Below are 16941 nucleotides of genomic sequence, written 5' to 3'. Positions count from 1 at the left end.
TTTTTTCTCGGCGTCCGCAACCTGATAACCGCTGCCTAACGATTCCAGTGCGAACGGGTTGCCGGCCGCGCTGGCGATAGGCATGGCGGCCAGTGTAGCCAATGCGCTGCCAAACGCGAGTGTTACTGCAGTTTTGCTCTTCATGATTTTCTCCTGAGTGAAATGAACTACGCAAAAAACCAACGAACGACACCACCTAACCCACACCGCACAATACGGGCGGCTATAACAAACGGATGCTAAGCAAATGGATGCTAAGGAATCTCGGTCCCATCGTTTTGCTTCATACCACGGACTTCGTCGTCTCGTCCCGAAAAACGCCGGCAGGCAAGGCGGATGAACGACAGTTGTGTACGAAAATGACAACAGCTCGCGCAGATCGCAAGATGCAGACGCAGGGCCATCCTCTTCGGCAGGCTCAATCTGGTGTCCATTGCTTGCGACATCATTTTGGTTGCATCCTTGCACGACAGCAGCTTCAATCCTGTCTTTCCTCATTGTCGAACCATTTTAGCTGCAAGCATTCCCGCAAGCTCATGCGTGCCCGATAGAGCATGACCCAGCAGTTGGTCGCCGTTATGCCCAGGTCCTTACAGATTTCGTCGGTCGACAGGCCCATGAATTCGCGCATCGTGAATACGCGCGCTGTATTGATCGGCAGCAGGTTGATGCACAGTTCGAGCGCCTCCCAGAATTTCTTCTGCTCTAGGGTTTTGTCCGGATTGCCCCAATTTTGCGGCGGCCTGTCCCAATGACGGCCATCGCGGGCGAACAGGCTGTCGAAATCGCTTTCGTCGCCCGTAGCGTCGTGATGCGCGTCATGCTGTACATAGAGCTTCGCGTCCCGCGAATGACGGCGAATCTGATCGATGATCTTGTGCTTCAGGATGCCGACGAGCCAGGTCCTGGCCGACGACCGTCCGGAAAATTGCGCGCGATTCTCCAGCGCCGCGAGCAGGGTTTCCTGGACCGCGTCTTCGGCTGCGCCTTTGTCGCGCAATTGCAAGAGCGCGTAGCGGAACAGGTAGACCCGGTTTTCCTCGAGCGCCTTATCGGCTTCGTCGTCGTCCATGGCAATCGGTTTCCGTGGAGCGAATCTAGTAGTTTTAGCATGCGAATACAAGCAACAACCCCATGCAGCCCCGGGTCGCAAAAGTTTTTCCGCGACCCTTGAAATTGCGCAGCCGCGGACTCATTTAGCAAGCATGGGCGCGAGACGAGCGCCGCTTATCAAACTCAAGGAGATTTACGATGGCCAGTATTACTCGCTACAGTCCGCTGGACGACGTGTTCGACGATTTCTTCAAAGGCTTTTTCGTGCGCCCGGTCAGTTACGAAGGACAAAAGCCGGTGCAGATCAAAATGGATGTCGCGGAAAGTGCCGACAGCTATATTGTGCGCGCCGACATTCCCGGCGTCCGCAAGGAAGACATCGATGTCACCATCGATGGCAACCGGGTTGGGGTCAGCGCCGAAGTCAAAAACGAAAAAGAAGTCAAAAACGGTGAAAAGATAGTGCACACCGAGCGCTATTACGGCAAGGTTTCGCGAAGTTTCAGCCTTGCCCAGGAGATCGAGGAGGAATCCGCACAGGCCAAGTATAACGACGGCGTGCTGGAACTGGTCCTGCGCAAGAAAGCTGCCGCGGCAGCCAAGCGGCTGACGATCCAGTAACACTTGTTCCAGGGTATCGCTTCAGCGTTAGTGCTCACTTAAAAGGCGGCTTCGGCCGCCTTTTGTTTTGCTAGAATGAGCCAAAATTCGCTATCAAACATGCCCTCCAGTTCCCCCGCAGCACAGCATAAGGCGCAAATTCTCGCCGAAGCCCTGCCCTACATACGGCGCTTCTACGACAAGACGGTCGTCATAAAATATGGCGGCAATGCAATGGTCGACGAATCCTTGAAACAGGGCTTCGCGCGCGACGTGGTTTTGCTGAAACTGGTCGGCATGAACCCGGTCATCGTGCACGGCGGCGGTCCGCACATCAGCGGCCTCTTAAAGCGCATCGGCAAGCAGACAGAATTCATTCAGGGCATGCGCGTGACCGACGACGAAACCATGGACGTCGTCGAAATGGTGCTCGGCGGCCTGGTCAATCAGGAGATCGTTACGCTGATCAACCAGCATGGCGGCCGCGCCGTCGGCTTGACCGGGAAAGACGGCGCTTTCATCCGCGCCCGCAAACTCAAGGTTTCGGATCAGCAGGGCAAATGGCTCGATATCGGCCAGGTTGGCGAAGTCGAACACATCGATCCGGAAATCGTCGCCCTGCTCGATACGCGCGATTTCATCCCGGTGATAGCACCCATCGGCTACGGCGAGAACGGCGAGGCCTACAACATCAATGCCGATCTGGTCGCCGGCAAGCTCGCCGAAACGCTCAAAGCCGAAAAGCTGGTGCTGCTGACCAATACCACCGGCGTGCTCGACAAGGCAGGCCATGTCCTGACCGGTCTCAGCGTGCAAGTGGTCAACGACCTGATTGCCGACGGCACGATTTCCGGCGGCATGCTGCCCAAAGTCAGATGCGCGTGCGAAGCCGCCATAAACGGCGTGAAAAGTTGCCACATCATCGATGGCCGCGTCGAACACGCGTTGCTGCTGGAGATTTTGACCGACGAGGGCGTCGGAACCCTGATTCTCGGCGAATAAACGTCTCGGGCAAGGTAGCGTCGTCGTCGCGTTGCAATTCACGCATTCAATAACGGCTGGTCTTTATCGGGGAAAAGATGGCTGCGAAACTGGGTGAAAAACGTACGGGTGGAAGGCGCGAACAAATCCTGCAAACGCTGGCCGCGATGCTCGAACGACCGCAGGCCGAAAAAATCACCACCGCGGCTTTAGCCGCCCGGCTGGATGTTTCCGAGGCGGCGCTTTACCGGCATTTCGCCAGCAAAGCGCAAATGTTCGAAGGCTTAATCGCCTTCATCGAGCAAAGCCTGTTCAGTACGATCAACAAGATTACTTCCGAACAGGAAAGCGGGGTCAAGCAGGTCGACGCGATTGTCGCGCTGCTGCTGGGCTTCGCCATGAAAAATCCGGGCATGACGCGCGTCTTGATCGGCGATGCGCTGGTTAACGAGAACGAGCGGCTGCAAGCCCGCATCAACCAACTCGTCGATCGACTGGAGGCAACGCTCAAGCAATCGTTGCGGTTCGCCGCGAGCGAGCGCGCTGCTCAGGGAGAAGGAAGCGAACCGGCGCTTGCGGCGAACGCCTTGATCTCGTTCGTGATCGGGCGCTGGCATCAGTTTGCCAAAAGCGGCTTCAAGCGCGATCCGCGGGACAACTGGCCGGAGATCGGACGCGCATTGATCGGAATGCACGCCGACCGAACTCGAATCGCCCGAAGCAGCGAAGGAAACGATCCGCAAGAAGTCAGCGGCTAGCGGGCAATCGACCGATTCGCGTTCCGGCCAGGCGGTCGTGCAGGAACTGCTTGTCGCGGTCGAACAGGGCCCAGATCAGGCCCAGGCCGAGAACGGTGATTCCGATCAGCGCATACAGAAATCGCAGCAGCGCCCGCTCGCGCGTGATGACGCCGCAATCCTGCGTTATCAGCCGCATACCCCAGGTCTTCATCGGCAGCGTTCCGCCGCGGCTCCAGCAGAAAACAAAGTAGCTAGCCGCGATTGCGAGTAGATAAAGCTGGAACAGCAGCTTGACGGGCCCGGCGCCGGCATTCGGGAAAACGCGCAGGAAAACGAAAGCCGCGATGAACAAGATAGCCGCCAGCAACAGCGCTTCGTAAATCATGCTGAATAAGCGCCGCGGCAAACCAGCGAAAATGGGTTTACTGGCGCCGCTTGCGTTATTGTTTTTCGGCCTGATCAGCCTGGTCGGCCTGGAACTGCCGGTATTCGTCCCATTTCTTTTTGGCTTCTTCACGCTTTTCCGGCGGCAACTGTTTGAGATTGCGGAAGTTCTGTCGCGCCAGATCGCGTTGCGCGGGGGTCAGTTTGCTCCATTCGGCGAGCCGGGATTGCACCCGCTGTTGCTGATCAGGCGCAAGGCCCGGGAAGCTTTGCGCAATGCCGAGCAGCTTGTTGCGTTGGAAATCCGAAAAGCTGTTCCATTCCGCGGCAAGTGGTGCGAGCACCTGTTTCTGCTGCGGCGTCAATTGCTCCCAGGCGGGCTGCTTCGCTGATTGGGCGGTCGCCGGCGCCGCGTTCAGCAGCGCGAAGATCAAAACGGTTATTGCAAGGAATGTCTGACCCATTGATTGAAATCGTTGTTGATGTAGGCGTCAACCGGCAAATCGCCGGCGAGCAGCGCGGCATCGATATCGGATTGCTCGGCGGAATGTTGCTGAACCTGCCAGGTCAGCAATGCCGACAAGGCCAGGACCAACACCAGAACGGGCACCCAGAATTGATAGCCCCGAAAACCGCCGAACCGGCTCAGATATCCGCTATTCGTTGCCCACCCTGATGTCGACAAACGCTGCGCCGGGTTGCCGGCGTATCGGGAAAGCGCCAGTTGGCGCGAGGCCTGCAAATGCCGCAGAGTCTGCTGACCCAAATTGCGGGAATCCCGGTCAAGATAACCGGAGATTTTTTTGCCGAGTTGGTGCTCGTTTACTGGCTCGTTCATAGCGTGATTCCTTTTTGCTTCAGAATCGTGGCAAGCGTATGCGTTGCGCGAGAGCAATGGGTTTTCACGCTGCCGGCCGAACAACCCATGACCGCCGCGGTTTCCGCCACATCCATATCTTCCCAGTAACGCAGCAGAAATGCTTCGCGTTGACGCGCCGGAAGACTTTGCAGAGCGCGCTCGATCGCGGCAAAAACGCGCGTCTGTTCAAGCGCTTCCATTGGTCCTGCAACGTTGTCGGCACGCAGCGATTCGAGCGGATCCTGATCGTCGTCATCCTGGTTGGGGCTGAGCGCGGACAAGGGCTTGATCCAGAGCGAGCGCACCTTTTGCCGTCGGAAGTGATCGCGGATCACGTTTTGCAAAATCCGCTGAAACAGCATCGGCAATTCCTGGCAAGGCCGCATCGCGTACTTTTCGGCAAGCTTCAGCATGGCGTCCTGCACGAGGTCGAGCGCCGTATGCTCATCGCGCACTGCGAACAACGCGTGCTTGTAAGCGCGGCGCTCGACTCCAGACAGAAAATCCGATAGTTCCTGATAAGTAGCCAGTGAAGTAATCCGTATTATCCGGTGCGCCGCTCCGTTCGCTTTGTCGAAACCGAGTCGAAAACCCGTTCGCCGCGCGGATATTAGCGAAGTCCCTAATTATTGCCGGAAACCGTTGCTGGCCGCGAGCAATAGCGCCGCTTTCGCCTCGCATATCGGAAGATAGCCCATCTCCCGGAAAAAGGTTTTTTAGCTTGACCGTATATCATCGAAACGGTAACGTTCTGTGCTCTGCAACATCCGGCTTCAAATCAAACCATTCATGCAAATTTCAGGCGCTGAAATCGTCATTCGTTGCCTGCAGGAAGAAAACGTCGAATACATATTCGGCTATCCCGGCGGCGCGGTTTTGTTCATTTATGACGAGCTTTTCAAGCAAAACAAGGTCAAGCACGTGCTGGTGCGGCATGAGCAAGGCGCGGTCCACGCGGCGGACGGCTACGCGCGCGCCTGCCAGAAAATCGGCGTCGCGCTGGTGACTTCCGGTCCCGGCGTGACCAACGCTATCACCGGAATCGCCACCGCTTACATGGATTCGATTCCGGTCGTGATTATCAGCGGCCAGGTGCCGACGCCGGCGATCGGCCTCGACGCCTTCCAGGAAGTCGATACCGTCGGCATCACGCGGCCGTGCGTCAAACACAACTTTCTCGTCAAAGACGTCAAGGACATCGCGATCACGATCAAAAAAGCGTTTTATCTCGCCTCGACCGGCCGGCCCGGACCGGTGCTGGTCGATATTCCAAAAGACATCACCCAGCATCTCGCCGAATTCAGTTACCCGCAGGAAGTGTCGATGCGCTCGTACACGCCCGTCACGCGCGGCCATTCCGGGCAGATCAAGAAAGCCATACAACTGATCATGGCCGCCAAGCGTCCCATGATTTACTCCGGCGGCGGCGTGATCCTCGGTGAAGCGGCTGCTGAATTGACCGAGCTGGTTCGCAATCTGGGTTTCCCCTGTACCAACACACTGATGGGCCTGGGCGGTTATCCGGCGACCGACCCGCAGTTCGTCGGCATGCTCGGCATGCACGGCACGTATGAAGCCAATATGGCGATGCAGAATTGCGACGTGCTGCTTGCCATCGGCGCGCGCTTCGACGATCGTGTGATCGGCAATCCCAAACATTTTTATTCGGAAGAGCGCCGCATCGTGCATATCGATATCGATCCATCGTCGATCTCGAAGCGCGTGAAAGTCGACGTTCCAATCGTCGGCAATGTGCGCGAAGTGCTGCAGGAGCTGATCAAGCAACTGGCGGCGACGCGCGAAAAGCCCGAAGAAGCGGCGTTGGCGGCGTGGTGGTCGCAGATCGAAGAATGGCGCGCGCGCGATTGTCTTAAATACGACCGCGCTTCGGCGATTATCAAGCCGCAGTACGTCGTCGAAAAACTATATGAAGTTACCAACGGCAATGCCTTCGTCACCTCGGATGTCGGTCAGCATCAGATGTGGGCAGCCCAATTCTACAAATTCGATTTGCCGCGCCGCTGGATCAATTCCGGAGGCCTGGGCACCATGGGTTTCGGCCTGCCGGCGGCGATGGGCGTGCAGCTTGCGCATCCCGGCGCCGACGTCGTCTGCATCACCGGCGAGGCGAGCATACAGATGTGCATCCAGGAGCTGTCGACCTGCAAGCAATATCATTTGCCGATCAAGATCGTGAATCTGAACAACCGCTATATGGGCATGGTGCGGCAGTGGCAGCAGTTTTTCCATGGCAACCGCTATGCCGAATCGTACATGGACGCTCTTCCGGATTTCGTGAAGCTCGCGGAATCCTATGGCCATGTCGGCATGAAAATCGAGCAGCCCGCGGATGTCGAAGGCGCGCTGCGCGAAGCGTTTGCGCGCAAGGACGATCTCGTCTTCCTGGATTTCATCACCGATCAGGCGGAAAACGTGTTTCCGATGGTGCCCGGCGGCAAGGGCCTGAGCGAAATGATTCTGGTCTGAGCAGCAAAGCTTGACCGCGCGGTCGGCCTTTTTTATAAGCTCGATGCGGCGCAGGAGAACACCCGACCGCGGTTTGGAACCGCCAGCGCGACATAGATTTATCCCGTCCGACATTCCGCCGATTCGAAAAAAGGGGCGCGGCACATGCGGCATATCTTGTCTTTATTGATGGAAAACGAGGCCGGCGCGTTATCGCGTGTTTCCGGTTTATTTTCCGCTCGCGGTTACAACATCGAATCGCTAACCGTGGCGCCGACCGAGGATCCGACCTTGTCGCGCATGACTATCGTCACCAGCGGCTCCGATGACGTCATCGAACAGATCACCAAGCAGTTGAACAAGCTGATCGAGATCGTCAAGGTCGTCGATCTGAACGACGGCGAATACATCGAACGTGAACTGATGCTGGTCAAGGTTCGCGCGTCCGGGAAGGAACGCGAGGAAATGAAGCGCATGGCCGATATTTTCCGCGGCCGCGTCATCGACGTCACCGACAAGGCTTACACGATCGAGCTGACTGGCACCGGCACCAAGCTCAACGCTTTTCTGGAAGCAATCGAGTCCGATGCAATTCTTGAGACTGTACGCACAGGCGCATCCGGCATCGGACGCGGCGAGCGCATACTGAAAGTCTAGATCGCTCTTTCTGGGAACATCGGCTTGCCGCCATCACCATTCGAGAGGAATTTATGAAGGTTTATTACGACAAAGACGCCGACTTATCATTGATTAAAGGGAAAAAAGTCGTCATCGTCGGCTACGGCTCGCAAGGCCATGCGCACGCCAATAATCTGAAGGAATCGGGCGTCAAGGTTTCGGTCGGGTTGCGCAAGGGCGGCGCATCGTGGAAAAAAGCCGAGGCTGCCGGGCTGCCAGTCGCAACGGTCGGTGAAGCGGTTAAAGACGCGGATGTCGTCATGATCCTGCTCCCGGACGAAAACCACGCCGATGTCTACCGCGATGAGATCGAACCGAATATCAAACAGGGCGCGGCACTCGCGTTTGCGCATGGCTTCAACATTCATTTTGGCCAGATCGAACCGCGAGTCGATCTCGATGTAATCATGATTGCGCCGAAGGGGCCGGGGCATCTGGTGCGCTCGACTTACACGCAAGGCGGCGGTGTGCCGGCGCTCATCGCCGTATCCCGGAACGCCAGCGGCAATGCGCGCGACGTCGCTCTGTCCTATGCATCAGCGATCGGCGCGGCGCGCGCCGGTGTGATCGAAACCACGTTTCGTGAAGAAACCGAGACCGATCTGTTCGGTGAACAGGCGGTACTGTGCGGCGGCCTGACCGCCCTCGCCCAGGCCGGATTCGATACGCTGGTCGAAGCCGGTTATGCGCCGGAGATGGCGTATTTCGAATGCCTGCACGAGCTGAAGCTGATCGTCGATCTGATGTACGAAGGCGGCATTGCCAACATGCGCTATTCGATCTCGAATACCGCCGAGTACGGCGATTTCACGCGCGGCCCCCGCATCATTACCGAACGCACGCGCCAGGAAATGCGCAAAATTCTGCATGAAATCCAGAGCGGCCAGTTCGCGAAGGAATTCATCCTCGAAAATCGCGCAGGCGCGGCTTCGTTGAAAGCGATGCGCCGCGTCGGCAAAGAGCATCAGATCGAGCAGGTCGGCGCCAAGCTTCGCGACATGATGCCGTGGATCAAGAAGAATAAGCTTGTCGACCAATCCCGAAACTAGCGGCAACTCCAGGCTGAATACCTTGGCATGGCTGATTATCCTCACCCCATCATCGCTCGCGAGGGTTGGCCTTTTCTTGCCGGCTGCATCCTTGCTTCCCTGATCGCGAGTTATTTTTTCGGCTGGTGGTCGTTGCCGATGTGGCTGATCAGCCTTTTTGTGCTGCAATTTTTTCGCGATCCGCCACGGGAAATTCCGCGCCTGGAGAACGCTGTTCTCGCCCCGGCCGACGGGCGTATCGTTTCTGTCGAGCGCGCGCACGACCCTTATCTGAATCGGGAAGCGCTGCGGTTCAGCGTTTTCATGAACGTATTCAATGCGCATTCGAACCGCAGCCCGGTCGATGGCGTCGTCCGCGAAACCTGGTATCACCCGGGAAGTTTCGTCAACGCGGCGCTGGCCAAGGCTTCACTCGATAACGAACGCAGCGCGATGTGGCTGAAAACGAAAAATGGCAGCGACGTAACCTGCGTTCAGGTTGCCGGGCTGATCGCGCGCCGCATTCTGACCTACGCAAAGGCCGGCGATCAGCTGAGTCGCGGGCAACGCTTTGGCTTCATTCGGTTCGGGTCGCGCGTCGATGTCTACCTGCCGATCGCTTCCAAACCGAAAGCCAGCGTCGGCGACAAAGTTTATGCGACGTGCAGCATACTTGCCGAACTGCCTTAGCAGACTATCGAAAACCATGGACTCCGAGTATCGCCAAGCCGAATCCGACAGCACCAAAGCGCAAATGAGGCGGCGCGGCATATACCTGCTGCCGAATCTGTTTACGACGGCCGGCTTATTCGCCGGTTTTTATGCGATCGTTCAGGCGATGAACGGCCGTTTCGAATACGCTGCCATCGCGATTTTCGTGGCGATGGTAACCGACAGCCTGGACGGCCGCGTCGCCCGCCTGACGCGCACGCAAAGCGCGTTCGGCGTCGAGTACGACAGTCTGTCGGATATGGTCGCGTTCGGCGTCGCGCCCGCGCTGGTCGTCTATGTGTGGGCATTGCAGGGATTGGGCAAGCTCGGCTGGCTGGCCGCTTTCATTCATTGTGCAGGCGCCGCTTTGCGCCTTGCGCGCTTCAACACCCAGGTTGAAGTCGCCGACAAGCGCTATTTTCAGGGATTGCCCAGCCCGGCTGCCGCGGCATTGGTCGCAGGCCTGGTATGGACCATGAACGATTTCCAGATTGCCGGTCGCGATGTCGCCTGGCTCGCCTGGTTCGTCACGCTGTTTACCGGCATAACCATGGTCAGCGCCGTGCGCTTCTACAGTTTCAAGGATGTCAATTTCCGGCGCAGCGTGCCGTTCGTGTTCATGCTGCTGCTGGTGCTGTCGTTCATGCTGATTTCGTACGATCCGCCGACGGTGCTGTTCGGCCTGTTCGTCGCATACGGTTTGTCTGGCTACGTGCAGTGGATATGGCAATGGTATAAAAAACGCGACGCTATCGAGCCGCCGATCGAACGCGAACGCGATTGAGCCGCGGGGCTTAAGGCGCGCTCCCCGCAACCGGCCGGCTTCGCCGGTGCCCCGCCGACACGGCGTTCGCGCAGCGATCCGGGGCGGGAGGGGCGTCGCGACACGTTACTGCAAAGCAGCTGCTTGCGGGAGCGACGCCTTCGAACCCGGCTCCGGCCCAAAGCTTCGCTCGCCGTGATCCGGGTTCGGCCGAGTCGCACTCCCCGCAAACTGGCGGCTTCGCCGCTAACGTGTCCGCGCGCCCTTGCGATTTCGGTAGAAACGTTTTATATTCAGTCTAATCAGTTCTCTGAAGCATCCAATGCCCGCTCCTGCTTACGCATCGTTCGTTTCCTACCTCGCCAACATCCTGTTGGTCAGTCTGCTGCTGCGCTCCGCGCGCTAAAAATCCTACACCTTTCCCTTCGGTTTCAAGCGCGGACACTGTTCGAGTCCGCTGTAGTTATCTCTAGGATTCGATCGCTATGCGATTGGCATCCGACCTGCAATGGAGAACAGCATGCAAGACCATTTGATTATTTTCGATACCACTTTGCGCGACGGCGAGCAAAGTCCGGGCGCGTCGATGACGCGGGAAGAAAAAGTACGAATCGCGCGCCAGCTCGAACGGATGCGTGTCGATGTCATCGAAGCGGGGTTTCCGGCGGCGTCCAACGGCGATTTCGAAGCGGTAAAAGCGGTTGCCGCCGCGGTAAAAGACAGTACGGTCTGCGGGCTCGCGCGCGCGACCGAAGCCGATATCGCGCGTGCCGGCGAAGCCATCAAGGGCGCGAATTCAGCGCGCATCCATACCTTCATCGCGACCTCGCCGATTCACATGCAGAAAAAACTGCGCATGCAGCCGGACCAGGTTTTGGATCAGGCAATCAAAGCCGTCAAATGGGCGCGTCAATACACCGACAATGTCGAATTTTCTCCGGAAGATGCCGGGCGCTCCGAAATAGATTTTCTCTGCCGCGTGCTGGAAGCGGCAATCGCCGCGGGTGCGACGACGTTGAACATCCCGGATACGGTGGGCTACAACGTTCCCGAGCAATTCGGCAACTTGATACGCACGCTGCGCGAGCGCATCCCCAATTCCGGCAAGGCGATTTTTTCGACGCATTGTCATAACGACCTCGGGCTCGCGGTTGCCAATTCGCTGGCCGGCGTGGCGGCGGGCGCGCGTCAGGTCGAATGTACGATCAACGGATTGGGCGAGCGCGCCGGGAATGCGGCGCTGGAAGAAATCGTGATGACGGTGCGCACGCGCCAGGACATTTTCCAATGCGACACACGCATCGACACGACGCAAATCGTGCCGGCCAGCCGGCTGGTCGCCGGCATCACCGGCTTCGCCGTGCAACCGAACAAAGCCGTGGTCGGCGCCAATGCGTTTGCGCACGAAGCCGGCATCCATCAGGATGGCGTCCTGAAAAACCGCGAGACTTACGAAATCATGCGCGCCGAGGATGTTGGCTGGAATGCGAACAAACTCGTGCTCGGCAAGCACTCCGGCCGCAACGCATTTCGCGCGCGCCTGAACGAGCTTGGCATCGAACTGGCTTCGGAAGAAGCCGTGAACTCCGCGTTCGCGCGCTTCAAGGAACTGGCCGACAAGAAGCACGATATCTTCGATGAAGACTTGCAGGCGCTGGCTTCCGATGAGGCGGTAAACCAGGTGCAGGAACATTTCAAACTCGTATCGCTGAAAGCGCAACTCGAAACCGGTGAATTGCCTTACGCTTCCATCGTGTTGTCCGAAGGCGGCTGCGAAAAACAAGCCGAATCGCGCGGCAGCGGTCCGGTCGATGCGTCGTTCAAGGCGATCGAAAGCATAGTCGCAAGCGGCGCCGAGTTGCAGTTGTTTTCGGTGAACAACATCACCAGCGGCACCGATTCGCAAGGGGAAGTCACGGTGCGCTTGCAGAAGTCCGGGCGCATCGTGAACGGCCAGGGCGCCGATACCGACATTGTCGTCGCCTCGGCAAAAGCTTACATCAGCGCCCTGAACAAGCTGCACTCCAAGCTCGAGCGTTTGAATCCGCAGATGTAATCGATCGATCCGAATGGCCCGCCCGATCTTGCACCAGGCCGGGCTATTCGACTAACTTCGTTCTCGTTTTTAGCCAGGTTCCGACCACGGCGACGAACAGCGCGCCGGCCAGTGCGGCCGTCCATTCCGGGAACGGGATCGCCTGCTCCGCCCACGGTTGAATCACCGGATCGCTAACAGCCATATCTCCTGCGACCCAGCCCAGCAGCCCGGCGCCCAGCGTGATGATGATCGGATAGCGATCCATAAAGCGCAGGATCAGTTGGCTTCCCCACACGATCAGCGGGATACTCACGATAAGGCCGAAAATCAGCAGCAGGATGCTGCCGTCCGCCGCCGCGGCCACCGCAACGACGTTGTCGAGGCTCATTACGAAATCCGCGATGATGATGGTTTTGATCGCGGCGATCAGGCTTTCGCTGCTGGGGATATCGTGCGAGGTCGGCTTGTCCGGCAGCATCAGCTTGACGCCGATCCATAACAGCAGCGCGGCGCCGATCGCTTTCAGGTAAGGCAGATCGAGCAGCGTTACGGCGAAAAATGTCAGGATGACGCGCAGCGAGATCGCGCCGGTGACACCCCAGAAAATCCCTTTGCGGCGTTGTTGCGGCGGCAGTGAACGGCACGCCAATGCGATGACGACGGCGTTGTCGCCGCTCAGAACGATGTCGATCGCGATGATTTGCAGCACCGCAACCCAGAATTCCGGGCTACCGAATTCCATCAAGGAAAAGCCGGGGAAGGGAAATCAGGAGCTGATGCGACAGCAACAGGTTGGGACTTAACTATCAGGAGCGTCATTGCTGTCATTGCGAGAAGGCGCCGCCGACGCGGCAATCTGTTTTTCAAGGCAGCAAAGGTCGAGATTGCTTCCTCCGGTGCAAGGCCGGGCTAAGGCCGCTCGCAAATGACGGTCTGCGCAAGTATTCCGATAAGGCAGCAACTTGGGAGCTGTTAGCCGCCGCCCTGCGGTAACCCACATCGAAGCAGCGACGCTTCCGAGCGGTGCTCTATGCACTAAAACAACCCGACGACTTTACCCTCATCCGTCAGATCTATCTTCACCGCCGATGGCACCTTCGGCAGACCAGGCATGGTCATGATGTCGCCGCAAACCATGACGATGAATTCCGCGCCGGCGGCAAGCCGCACTTCGCGTATGCCGATGACATGACCGTTCATCGGTCAGGATTTGCCGGATTTCGGCGTATTCATCGCGCAAATAAATATAGATTTCATCTATGCCGACCGCCCACGCCGCGATCAGCATTCCTTCCAGGAAACGGTGCGGATCGCGCTCGAGGTAATAGCGGTCTTGAACGTTCCCGGCTCGCCTTCGTCGATGTTGACCGCCATCAAACGCGGGGCCGGCTCGGCCTTGACGATGCGCCATTTGCGGCCGGCCGGAAAACCCGCGCCGCCCAGGCCTCGCAAACCCGAATCTTCGAGTTCCTTGATGACGGATTCGTCGCTGCGCTCGCCGTTCACGCACTCGAGCAGGCGCGCATAACCGCCCTCAGCGCGATACTCGACGAGCGACAGATACTTCGGCGGCGTTGCGATAGAAGCGTTTTCGCAAATTTTTTGCAGCACCAGCGCGGCGTTGGCGTGCGCGATGGCGTTCTGGCCGACCACGGCGACCGGCGCCTGCTCGCAGCGGCCAACGCACGGCGCCGTGATGAAGCGCACGTCGTCCAGGCCGGGCGAGCTTTGCAAGCCCGCCAGCAGCGCGCGCGCCGGCCAGTTCGCACGACAGCGAATCGCACACCCGAACCGTCAACCTGGGCGGCGCTGCTGCACCGGCTTCGACGAGATCAAAATGATGGTAGAAGCTCGCGACCTCGAACGCTTCCGCCATCGGCAATTTCATTTCAGCGGCGAGCGCGACCAGATGCGGCGCCGAAATGCAGCGATAGCGATCCTGAATTTTATGCAGATGCTCGATCAAGAGATCGCGCCTGCGTGGTTCGGCACCGAGCAGTTCGCGCACTTCGGCCAGCGCAGCAGGCTCGGCAACGCGTCCCTTGGGCTTGCCGGTCGCACGTTTGAGGGGCGCGCTGCGCGCTGCGTCAGTGGGCTTCAATCCATCGTTCATCAAGACTTGTAGGGGCTGGGGCAACGGGCTTGCAGCAACGCTACGGGTGGGACGGCGTTCGTCGGCTTCGGTGTCAATTATAAAGGATTTTAACTGTCCGAATAACCGCCGATTTTCGGCGCAGCAAACGCGCGCTCCTGCGTGCGGCGCAGTTGCCGAACGCGCGCTGCGGAATCAAAGCACGGATTTCGCGAGCCGGCCCATATCCGCCGGGTTGCGCGTGACCTTGATCCCGCATTCCTCCATGACCGCGAGCTTTTCCATTGCCGTGCCGCGGCCGCCGGAAATGATCGCGCCGGCATGACCCATGCGTTTGCCCCGGGGGGCGGTGACGCCGGCGATGAAGCCGACCACAGGTTTGCGCATGTTTTTCTTGACCCAGCGCGCGCATTCTTCCTCGTCGCTGCCGCCGATTTCGCCGACCATCACGACGGCTTCAGTCTGCGGGTCGTCGTTGAACAGCTTCATCACATCGAGATGCTTGAGGCCATTGACCGGATCGCCGCCGGTGCCGACGCAGGTCGATTGGCCGAGATTCTGCTCCATCAACTGGCCGACCGCCTCGTAAGTCAGCGTGCCCGAGCGCGAAACCACGCCGATCGGTCCGCGCTTGTGAATGTGGCCGGGCATGATGCCGATCTTGATTTCGTCCGGGGTGATAACGCCCGGGCAATTGGGCCCGATCAGGATCGTGCTTCTGCCCTGCATTTTGTAACGGGTGCGGACCATGTCGCGCACCGGAATGCCCTCGGTAATGCAGATGACCAGTTCGAGGCCGGCGTCGACCGCCTCGTCGATCGCCGCGGCGGCGAAGGGCGGCGGCACGTAAATCACCGAACAGGTCGCACCGGTTTCCGTTTTTGCTTCAGCGACGGTGTTGAAAATCGGAATGCCTTCGAAGTTCTGCCCGCCTTTTGTTGGGACGACACCGGCGACGAAGCAGTTCCGGCCATTGGCATAAGCTGCGCAATGATGGGTATGGAACTGGCCGGTCTTGCCGGTGATTCCCTGGGTGATGACCTTCGTGGTTTTGTCGATCAGGATACTCATTTTCGTCGTTCCCGCTGGACAAAAAAAGGATTTCGTCATTCCTGCGCAAGCAGGAATCTCTCAATCATACTGCGATGGTTGGATAAAGATCTGCCGCGCGGGATTGCACGTTTCGATCAGCTCGATCTTCCATGCGCGCTTCCAAGCCTTAATCTGCTTTTCCCGGGTTATTGCCGCAAGCGGCTCGTTATGCACTTCGAACCAGACAAGCCTGGTCACGTTATAACGGTGAGTAAAACCCGTAAGGAATCTGCTTCGGTGTTCCCATACCCGCTTCACCAGGTTCGACGTCACGCCGACATACAGCACGCCGTTCTGTTTGCTGGCGAGCATATAAACATAAAAGTTCTCTGCCAAAATGAAGGAGATTCCTGCTTGCGCAGGAATGACTGCCTCTATTGGATCGCAACTTTGCTGCCCGCTGCCGCCACCGCCTTCTCCGCCGCCTCCGCCATGTTGCTCGCGGAGATGATAGGCAGCCCGGATTCCGCCAGGATTTTCTTCCCGGCCTCGACGTTCGTGCCTTCCATACGCACCACCAGCGGCACGGATAGCTTAACTTCGCGCGCGCCGGCGACGATGCCTTCGGCCAGCACGTCGCACTTCATGATGCCGCCGAAAATATTCACGAGGATGGCTTTCAGATTGGGGTTAGCCAGCATCAGCTTGAAGGCTTCGGTGACTTTCCCGGCTGAAGCGCCGCCGCCGACGTCGAGAAAATTGGCCGGCTCGCCGCCGTAAAGCTTGACGATATCCATGGTCGCCATGGCGAGCCCGGCGCCGTTCACCATGCAGCCGATGTTGCCTTCGAGTGCGATATAGCTGAGGTCGTGTTTCGATGCCTCGATCTCGGCCGGGTCTTCTTCGTCGAGATCGCGCAGTGCGGCGATTTCGGGATGACGGTAGAGGGCGTTGGCGTCGAACGTCATTTTCGCGTCGAGCGCCACAATGCGCTGGTCAATTGTCACGGCCAGCGGATTCAGCTCGGCCAGCGAGGCGTCCGTTTCGTCGAACGCGCGATAGAGCGCCTGTAAAAGCCCGGCTGCGGCATCCAGCGCAGCAGCCGGTGCGCCGATCTTGCCCGCAACCTCGCGCGCCTGGCTCCCGGCCAGACCCTGCATCGGATGCAGCGCAATCGTATGCAGTTTTTCCGGCGTTTCAGCGGCGACCTTTTCGATATCCATGCCGCCTTCCGAACTCGCGATCAACACGACGCGCTGCGATTCGCGATCGACCAGCATGCCGACATACAGCTCGTCGGCGATATCGGCTCCCTCGGCGATCAGCAAGCGTTTGACGATGCGCCCCTCCGGCCCCGTTTGCGGCGTGACCAGACGCATGCCGAGAATCCGTTGCGCGTGTTGCTCGACTTCGGTCAACGAGCGGGCAAGCTTGACGCCGCCGCCTTTGCCGCGGCCGCCGGCATGAATTTGCGCTTTGACGATCCAGAGGGCGCCGCCCAGTTTTTTCGCAGCAG

At 58.6% G+C, this 16941-nt stretch carries 20 protein-coding genes and 1 pseudogene; 9 read left to right on the top strand and 12 right to left on the bottom strand.

Annotated elements, in window-relative coordinates:
• The 3 genes from H0V78_09195 to H0V78_09185 all read right to left on the bottom strand — a co-directional run.
• Nucleotides 1-144, bottom strand: a 144-nt coding sequence (locus tag H0V78_09195) for a hypothetical protein (protein MBA2351943.1), incomplete at its 3' end; no start/stop codon positions are given.
• A 110-nt stretch (nucleotides 145-254) separates the two neighbouring features.
• The gene (locus tag H0V78_09190; protein ID MBA2351942.1) at nucleotides 255-476 is read right to left on the bottom strand and encodes a zf-HC2 domain-containing protein; all 222 of its coding nucleotides are present in this window, start codon (nucleotides 474-476) and stop codon (nucleotides 255-257) included.
• 2 nt (nucleotides 477-478) lie between these two features.
• The gene (locus tag H0V78_09185; GenBank protein MBA2351941.1) at nucleotides 479-1072 is read right to left on the bottom strand and encodes a sigma-70 family RNA polymerase sigma factor; all 594 of its coding nucleotides are present in this window, start codon (nucleotides 1070-1072) and stop codon (nucleotides 479-481) included.
• A gap of 179 nt (nucleotides 1073-1251) precedes the next feature.
• On the opposite strand from H0V78_09185, the gene H0V78_09180 reads away from it, so the two are divergent.
• The 3 genes from H0V78_09180 (at nucleotide 1252) to slmA (ending at nucleotide 3392) form a co-directional block, all read left to right on the top strand.
• Nucleotides 1252-1674, top strand: coding sequence for an Hsp20/alpha crystallin family protein (locus H0V78_09180; GenBank protein ID MBA2351940.1), 423 nt, complete (start codon nucleotides 1252-1254; stop codon nucleotides 1672-1674).
• 99 nt (nucleotides 1675-1773) lie between these two features.
• Nucleotides 1774-2655 (top strand): acetylglutamate kinase, encoded by an 882-nt coding sequence (argB, locus tag H0V78_09175; protein ID MBA2351939.1) that lies wholly within the window; start codon nucleotides 1774-1776, stop codon nucleotides 2653-2655.
• Nucleotides 2656-2732: 77 nt separating this feature from the next.
• The gene (gene slmA, locus H0V78_09170; protein MBA2351938.1) at nucleotides 2733-3392 is read left to right on the top strand and encodes a nucleoid occlusion factor SlmA; all 660 of its coding nucleotides are present in this window, start codon (nucleotides 2733-2735) and stop codon (nucleotides 3390-3392) included.
• Here slmA and H0V78_09165 read toward each other — a convergent pair.
• Genes H0V78_09165 through H0V78_09150 form a run of 4 tightly spaced genes read right to left on the bottom strand, consistent with a single transcriptional unit; the run spans nucleotide 3382 to nucleotide 5147 of the window.
• Nucleotides 3382-3759: an RDD family protein gene (locus H0V78_09165; protein MBA2351937.1), complete on the bottom strand. Its 378-nt coding sequence runs from the start codon at nucleotides 3757-3759 to the stop codon at nucleotides 3382-3384. The two genes, slmA and H0V78_09165, sit on opposite strands and share 11 nt — an antisense overlap.
• A gap of 55 nt (nucleotides 3760-3814) precedes the next feature.
• Nucleotides 3815-4222 (bottom strand): DUF3106 domain-containing protein, encoded by a 408-nt coding sequence (locus H0V78_09160; GenBank protein MBA2351936.1) that lies wholly within the window; start codon nucleotides 4220-4222, stop codon nucleotides 3815-3817.
• Nucleotides 4198-4596, bottom strand: a complete 399-nt coding sequence (locus H0V78_09155; protein MBA2351935.1) for a DUF3619 family protein — start codon at nucleotides 4594-4596, stop codon at nucleotides 4198-4200. The genes H0V78_09160 and H0V78_09155 overlap by 25 nt, the downstream gene beginning before the upstream one ends.
• Nucleotides 4593-5147, bottom strand: coding sequence for an RNA polymerase sigma factor (locus H0V78_09150; GenBank protein ID MBA2351934.1), 555 nt, complete (start codon nucleotides 5145-5147; stop codon nucleotides 4593-4595). The genes H0V78_09155 and H0V78_09150 overlap by 4 nt, the downstream gene beginning before the upstream one ends.
• A gap of 259 nt (nucleotides 5148-5406) precedes the next feature.
• Between H0V78_09150 and H0V78_09145 the strand changes: the two genes are divergently transcribed.
• The 6 genes from H0V78_09145 (at nucleotide 5407) to H0V78_09120 (ending at nucleotide 12319) form a co-directional block, all read left to right on the top strand.
• Nucleotides 5407-7104: an acetolactate synthase 3 catalytic subunit gene (locus H0V78_09145; GenBank protein MBA2351933.1), complete on the top strand. Its 1698-nt coding sequence runs from the start codon at nucleotides 5407-5409 to the stop codon at nucleotides 7102-7104.
• Nucleotides 7105-7248: 144 nt separating this feature from the next.
• Nucleotides 7249-7740 (top strand): acetolactate synthase small subunit, encoded by a 492-nt coding sequence (gene ilvN, locus H0V78_09140; protein MBA2351932.1) that lies wholly within the window; start codon nucleotides 7249-7251, stop codon nucleotides 7738-7740.
• 53 nt (nucleotides 7741-7793) lie between these two features.
• The gene (ilvC, locus tag H0V78_09135) at nucleotides 7794-8810 is read left to right on the top strand and encodes a ketol-acid reductoisomerase (protein MBA2351931.1); all 1017 of its coding nucleotides are present in this window, start codon (nucleotides 7794-7796) and stop codon (nucleotides 8808-8810) included.
• A 27-nt stretch (nucleotides 8811-8837) separates the two neighbouring features.
• On the top strand, nucleotides 8838-9479 hold the full coding sequence (locus tag H0V78_09130) for a phosphatidylserine decarboxylase (protein ID MBA2351930.1): 642 nt from the start codon (nucleotides 8838-8840) through the stop codon (nucleotides 9477-9479).
• On the top strand, nucleotides 9445-10284 hold the full coding sequence (gene pssA / locus H0V78_09125; protein ID MBA2351929.1) for a CDP-diacylglycerol--serine O-phosphatidyltransferase: 840 nt from the start codon (nucleotides 9445-9447) through the stop codon (nucleotides 10282-10284). Before H0V78_09130 ends, pssA begins: the two co-directional genes overlap by 35 nt.
• A gap of 499 nt (nucleotides 10285-10783) precedes the next feature.
• On the top strand, nucleotides 10784-12319 hold the full coding sequence (locus H0V78_09120; GenBank protein ID MBA2351928.1) for a 2-isopropylmalate synthase: 1536 nt from the start codon (nucleotides 10784-10786) through the stop codon (nucleotides 12317-12319).
• Nucleotides 12320-12362: 43 nt separating this feature from the next.
• Here the strand turns inward: H0V78_09120 and H0V78_09115 are convergent, their stop codons facing one another.
• From H0V78_09115 to sucC, 5 genes and pseudogenes are all read right to left on the bottom strand, one after another.
• Nucleotides 12363-13043 (bottom strand): TerC family protein, encoded by a 681-nt coding sequence (locus H0V78_09115; protein MBA2351927.1) that lies wholly within the window; start codon nucleotides 13041-13043, stop codon nucleotides 12363-12365.
• 318 nt (nucleotides 13044-13361) lie between these two features.
• Nucleotides 13362-14414 (bottom strand): annotated as a pseudogene (locus H0V78_09110) (NAD(P)H-dependent oxidoreductase subunit E).
• A gap of 174 nt (nucleotides 14415-14588) precedes the next feature.
• Nucleotides 14589-15464, bottom strand: a complete 876-nt coding sequence (gene sucD / locus H0V78_09105) for a succinate--CoA ligase subunit alpha (GenBank protein MBA2351926.1) — start codon at nucleotides 15462-15464, stop codon at nucleotides 14589-14591.
• Between the two features lie 60 nt (nucleotides 15465-15524).
• Entirely contained in the window at nucleotides 15525-15797 is a 273-nt protein-coding gene (locus tag H0V78_09100) for a GIY-YIG nuclease family protein (GenBank protein ID MBA2351925.1), read from the bottom strand.
• A gap of 62 nt (nucleotides 15798-15859) precedes the next feature.
• A partial coding sequence (gene sucC, locus H0V78_09095) for an ADP-forming succinate--CoA ligase subunit beta (protein MBA2351924.1) occupies nucleotides 15860-16941 on the bottom strand: 1082 nt, incomplete at its 5' end.

The sequence above is a fragment of the Burkholderiales bacterium genome (assembly GCA_013695435.1).
Lineage (GTDB): Bacteria > Pseudomonadota > Gammaproteobacteria > Burkholderiales > JACMKV01 > JACMKV01.
Note: the sequence above shows the minus strand (reverse complement) of the source record. Positions and strands in the feature narration are given on the sequence as shown.

Excerpts from the sequence above, each read along its gene's own strand:
- H0V78_09180 (MBA2351940.1), top strand. The coding sequence starts at position 1,252 with ATGGCCAGTATTACTCGCTACAGTCCGCTGGACGACGTGTTCGACGAT.
- pssA (MBA2351929.1), top strand. The coding sequence starts at position 9,445 with ATGCGACGTGCAGCATACTTGCCGAACTGCCTTAGCAGACTATCGAAA.
- H0V78_09115 (MBA2351927.1), bottom strand. The coding sequence starts at position 13,043 with ATGGAATTCGGTAGCCCGGAATTCTGGGTTGCGGTGCTGCAAATCATC.
- H0V78_09185 (MBA2351941.1), bottom strand. The coding sequence starts at position 1,072 with ATGGACGACGACGAAGCCGATAAGGCGCTCGAGGAAAACCGGGTCTAC.
- ilvC (MBA2351931.1), top strand. The coding sequence starts at position 7,794 with ATGAAGGTTTATTACGACAAAGACGCCGACTTATCATTGATTAAAGGG.
- H0V78_09165 (MBA2351937.1), bottom strand. The coding sequence starts at position 3,759 with ATGATTTACGAAGCGCTGTTGCTGGCGGCTATCTTGTTCATCGCGGCT.
- H0V78_09100 (MBA2351925.1), bottom strand. The coding sequence starts at position 15,797 with ATGCTCGCCAGCAAACAGAACGGCGTGCTGTATGTCGGCGTGACGTCG.
- H0V78_09130 (MBA2351930.1), top strand. The coding sequence starts at position 8,838 with ATGGCTGATTATCCTCACCCCATCATCGCTCGCGAGGGTTGGCCTTTT.
- ilvN (MBA2351932.1), top strand. The coding sequence starts at position 7,249 with ATGCGGCATATCTTGTCTTTATTGATGGAAAACGAGGCCGGCGCGTTA.
- H0V78_09155 (MBA2351935.1), bottom strand. The coding sequence starts at position 4,596 with ATGAACGAGCCAGTAAACGAGCACCAACTCGGCAAAAAAATCTCCGGT.
- H0V78_09160 (MBA2351936.1), bottom strand. The coding sequence starts at position 4,222 with ATGGGTCAGACATTCCTTGCAATAACCGTTTTGATCTTCGCGCTGCTG.
- argB (MBA2351939.1), top strand. The coding sequence starts at position 1,774 with ATGCCCTCCAGTTCCCCCGCAGCACAGCATAAGGCGCAAATTCTCGCC.
- H0V78_09120 (MBA2351928.1), top strand. The coding sequence starts at position 10,784 with ATGCAAGACCATTTGATTATTTTCGATACCACTTTGCGCGACGGCGAG.
- sucD (MBA2351926.1), bottom strand. The coding sequence starts at position 15,464 with ATGAGTATCCTGATCGACAAAACCACGAAGGTCATCACCCAGGGAATC.
- H0V78_09145 (MBA2351933.1), top strand. The coding sequence starts at position 5,407 with ATGCAAATTTCAGGCGCTGAAATCGTCATTCGTTGCCTGCAGGAAGAA.
- slmA (MBA2351938.1), top strand. The coding sequence starts at position 2,733 with ATGGCTGCGAAACTGGGTGAAAAACGTACGGGTGGAAGGCGCGAACAA.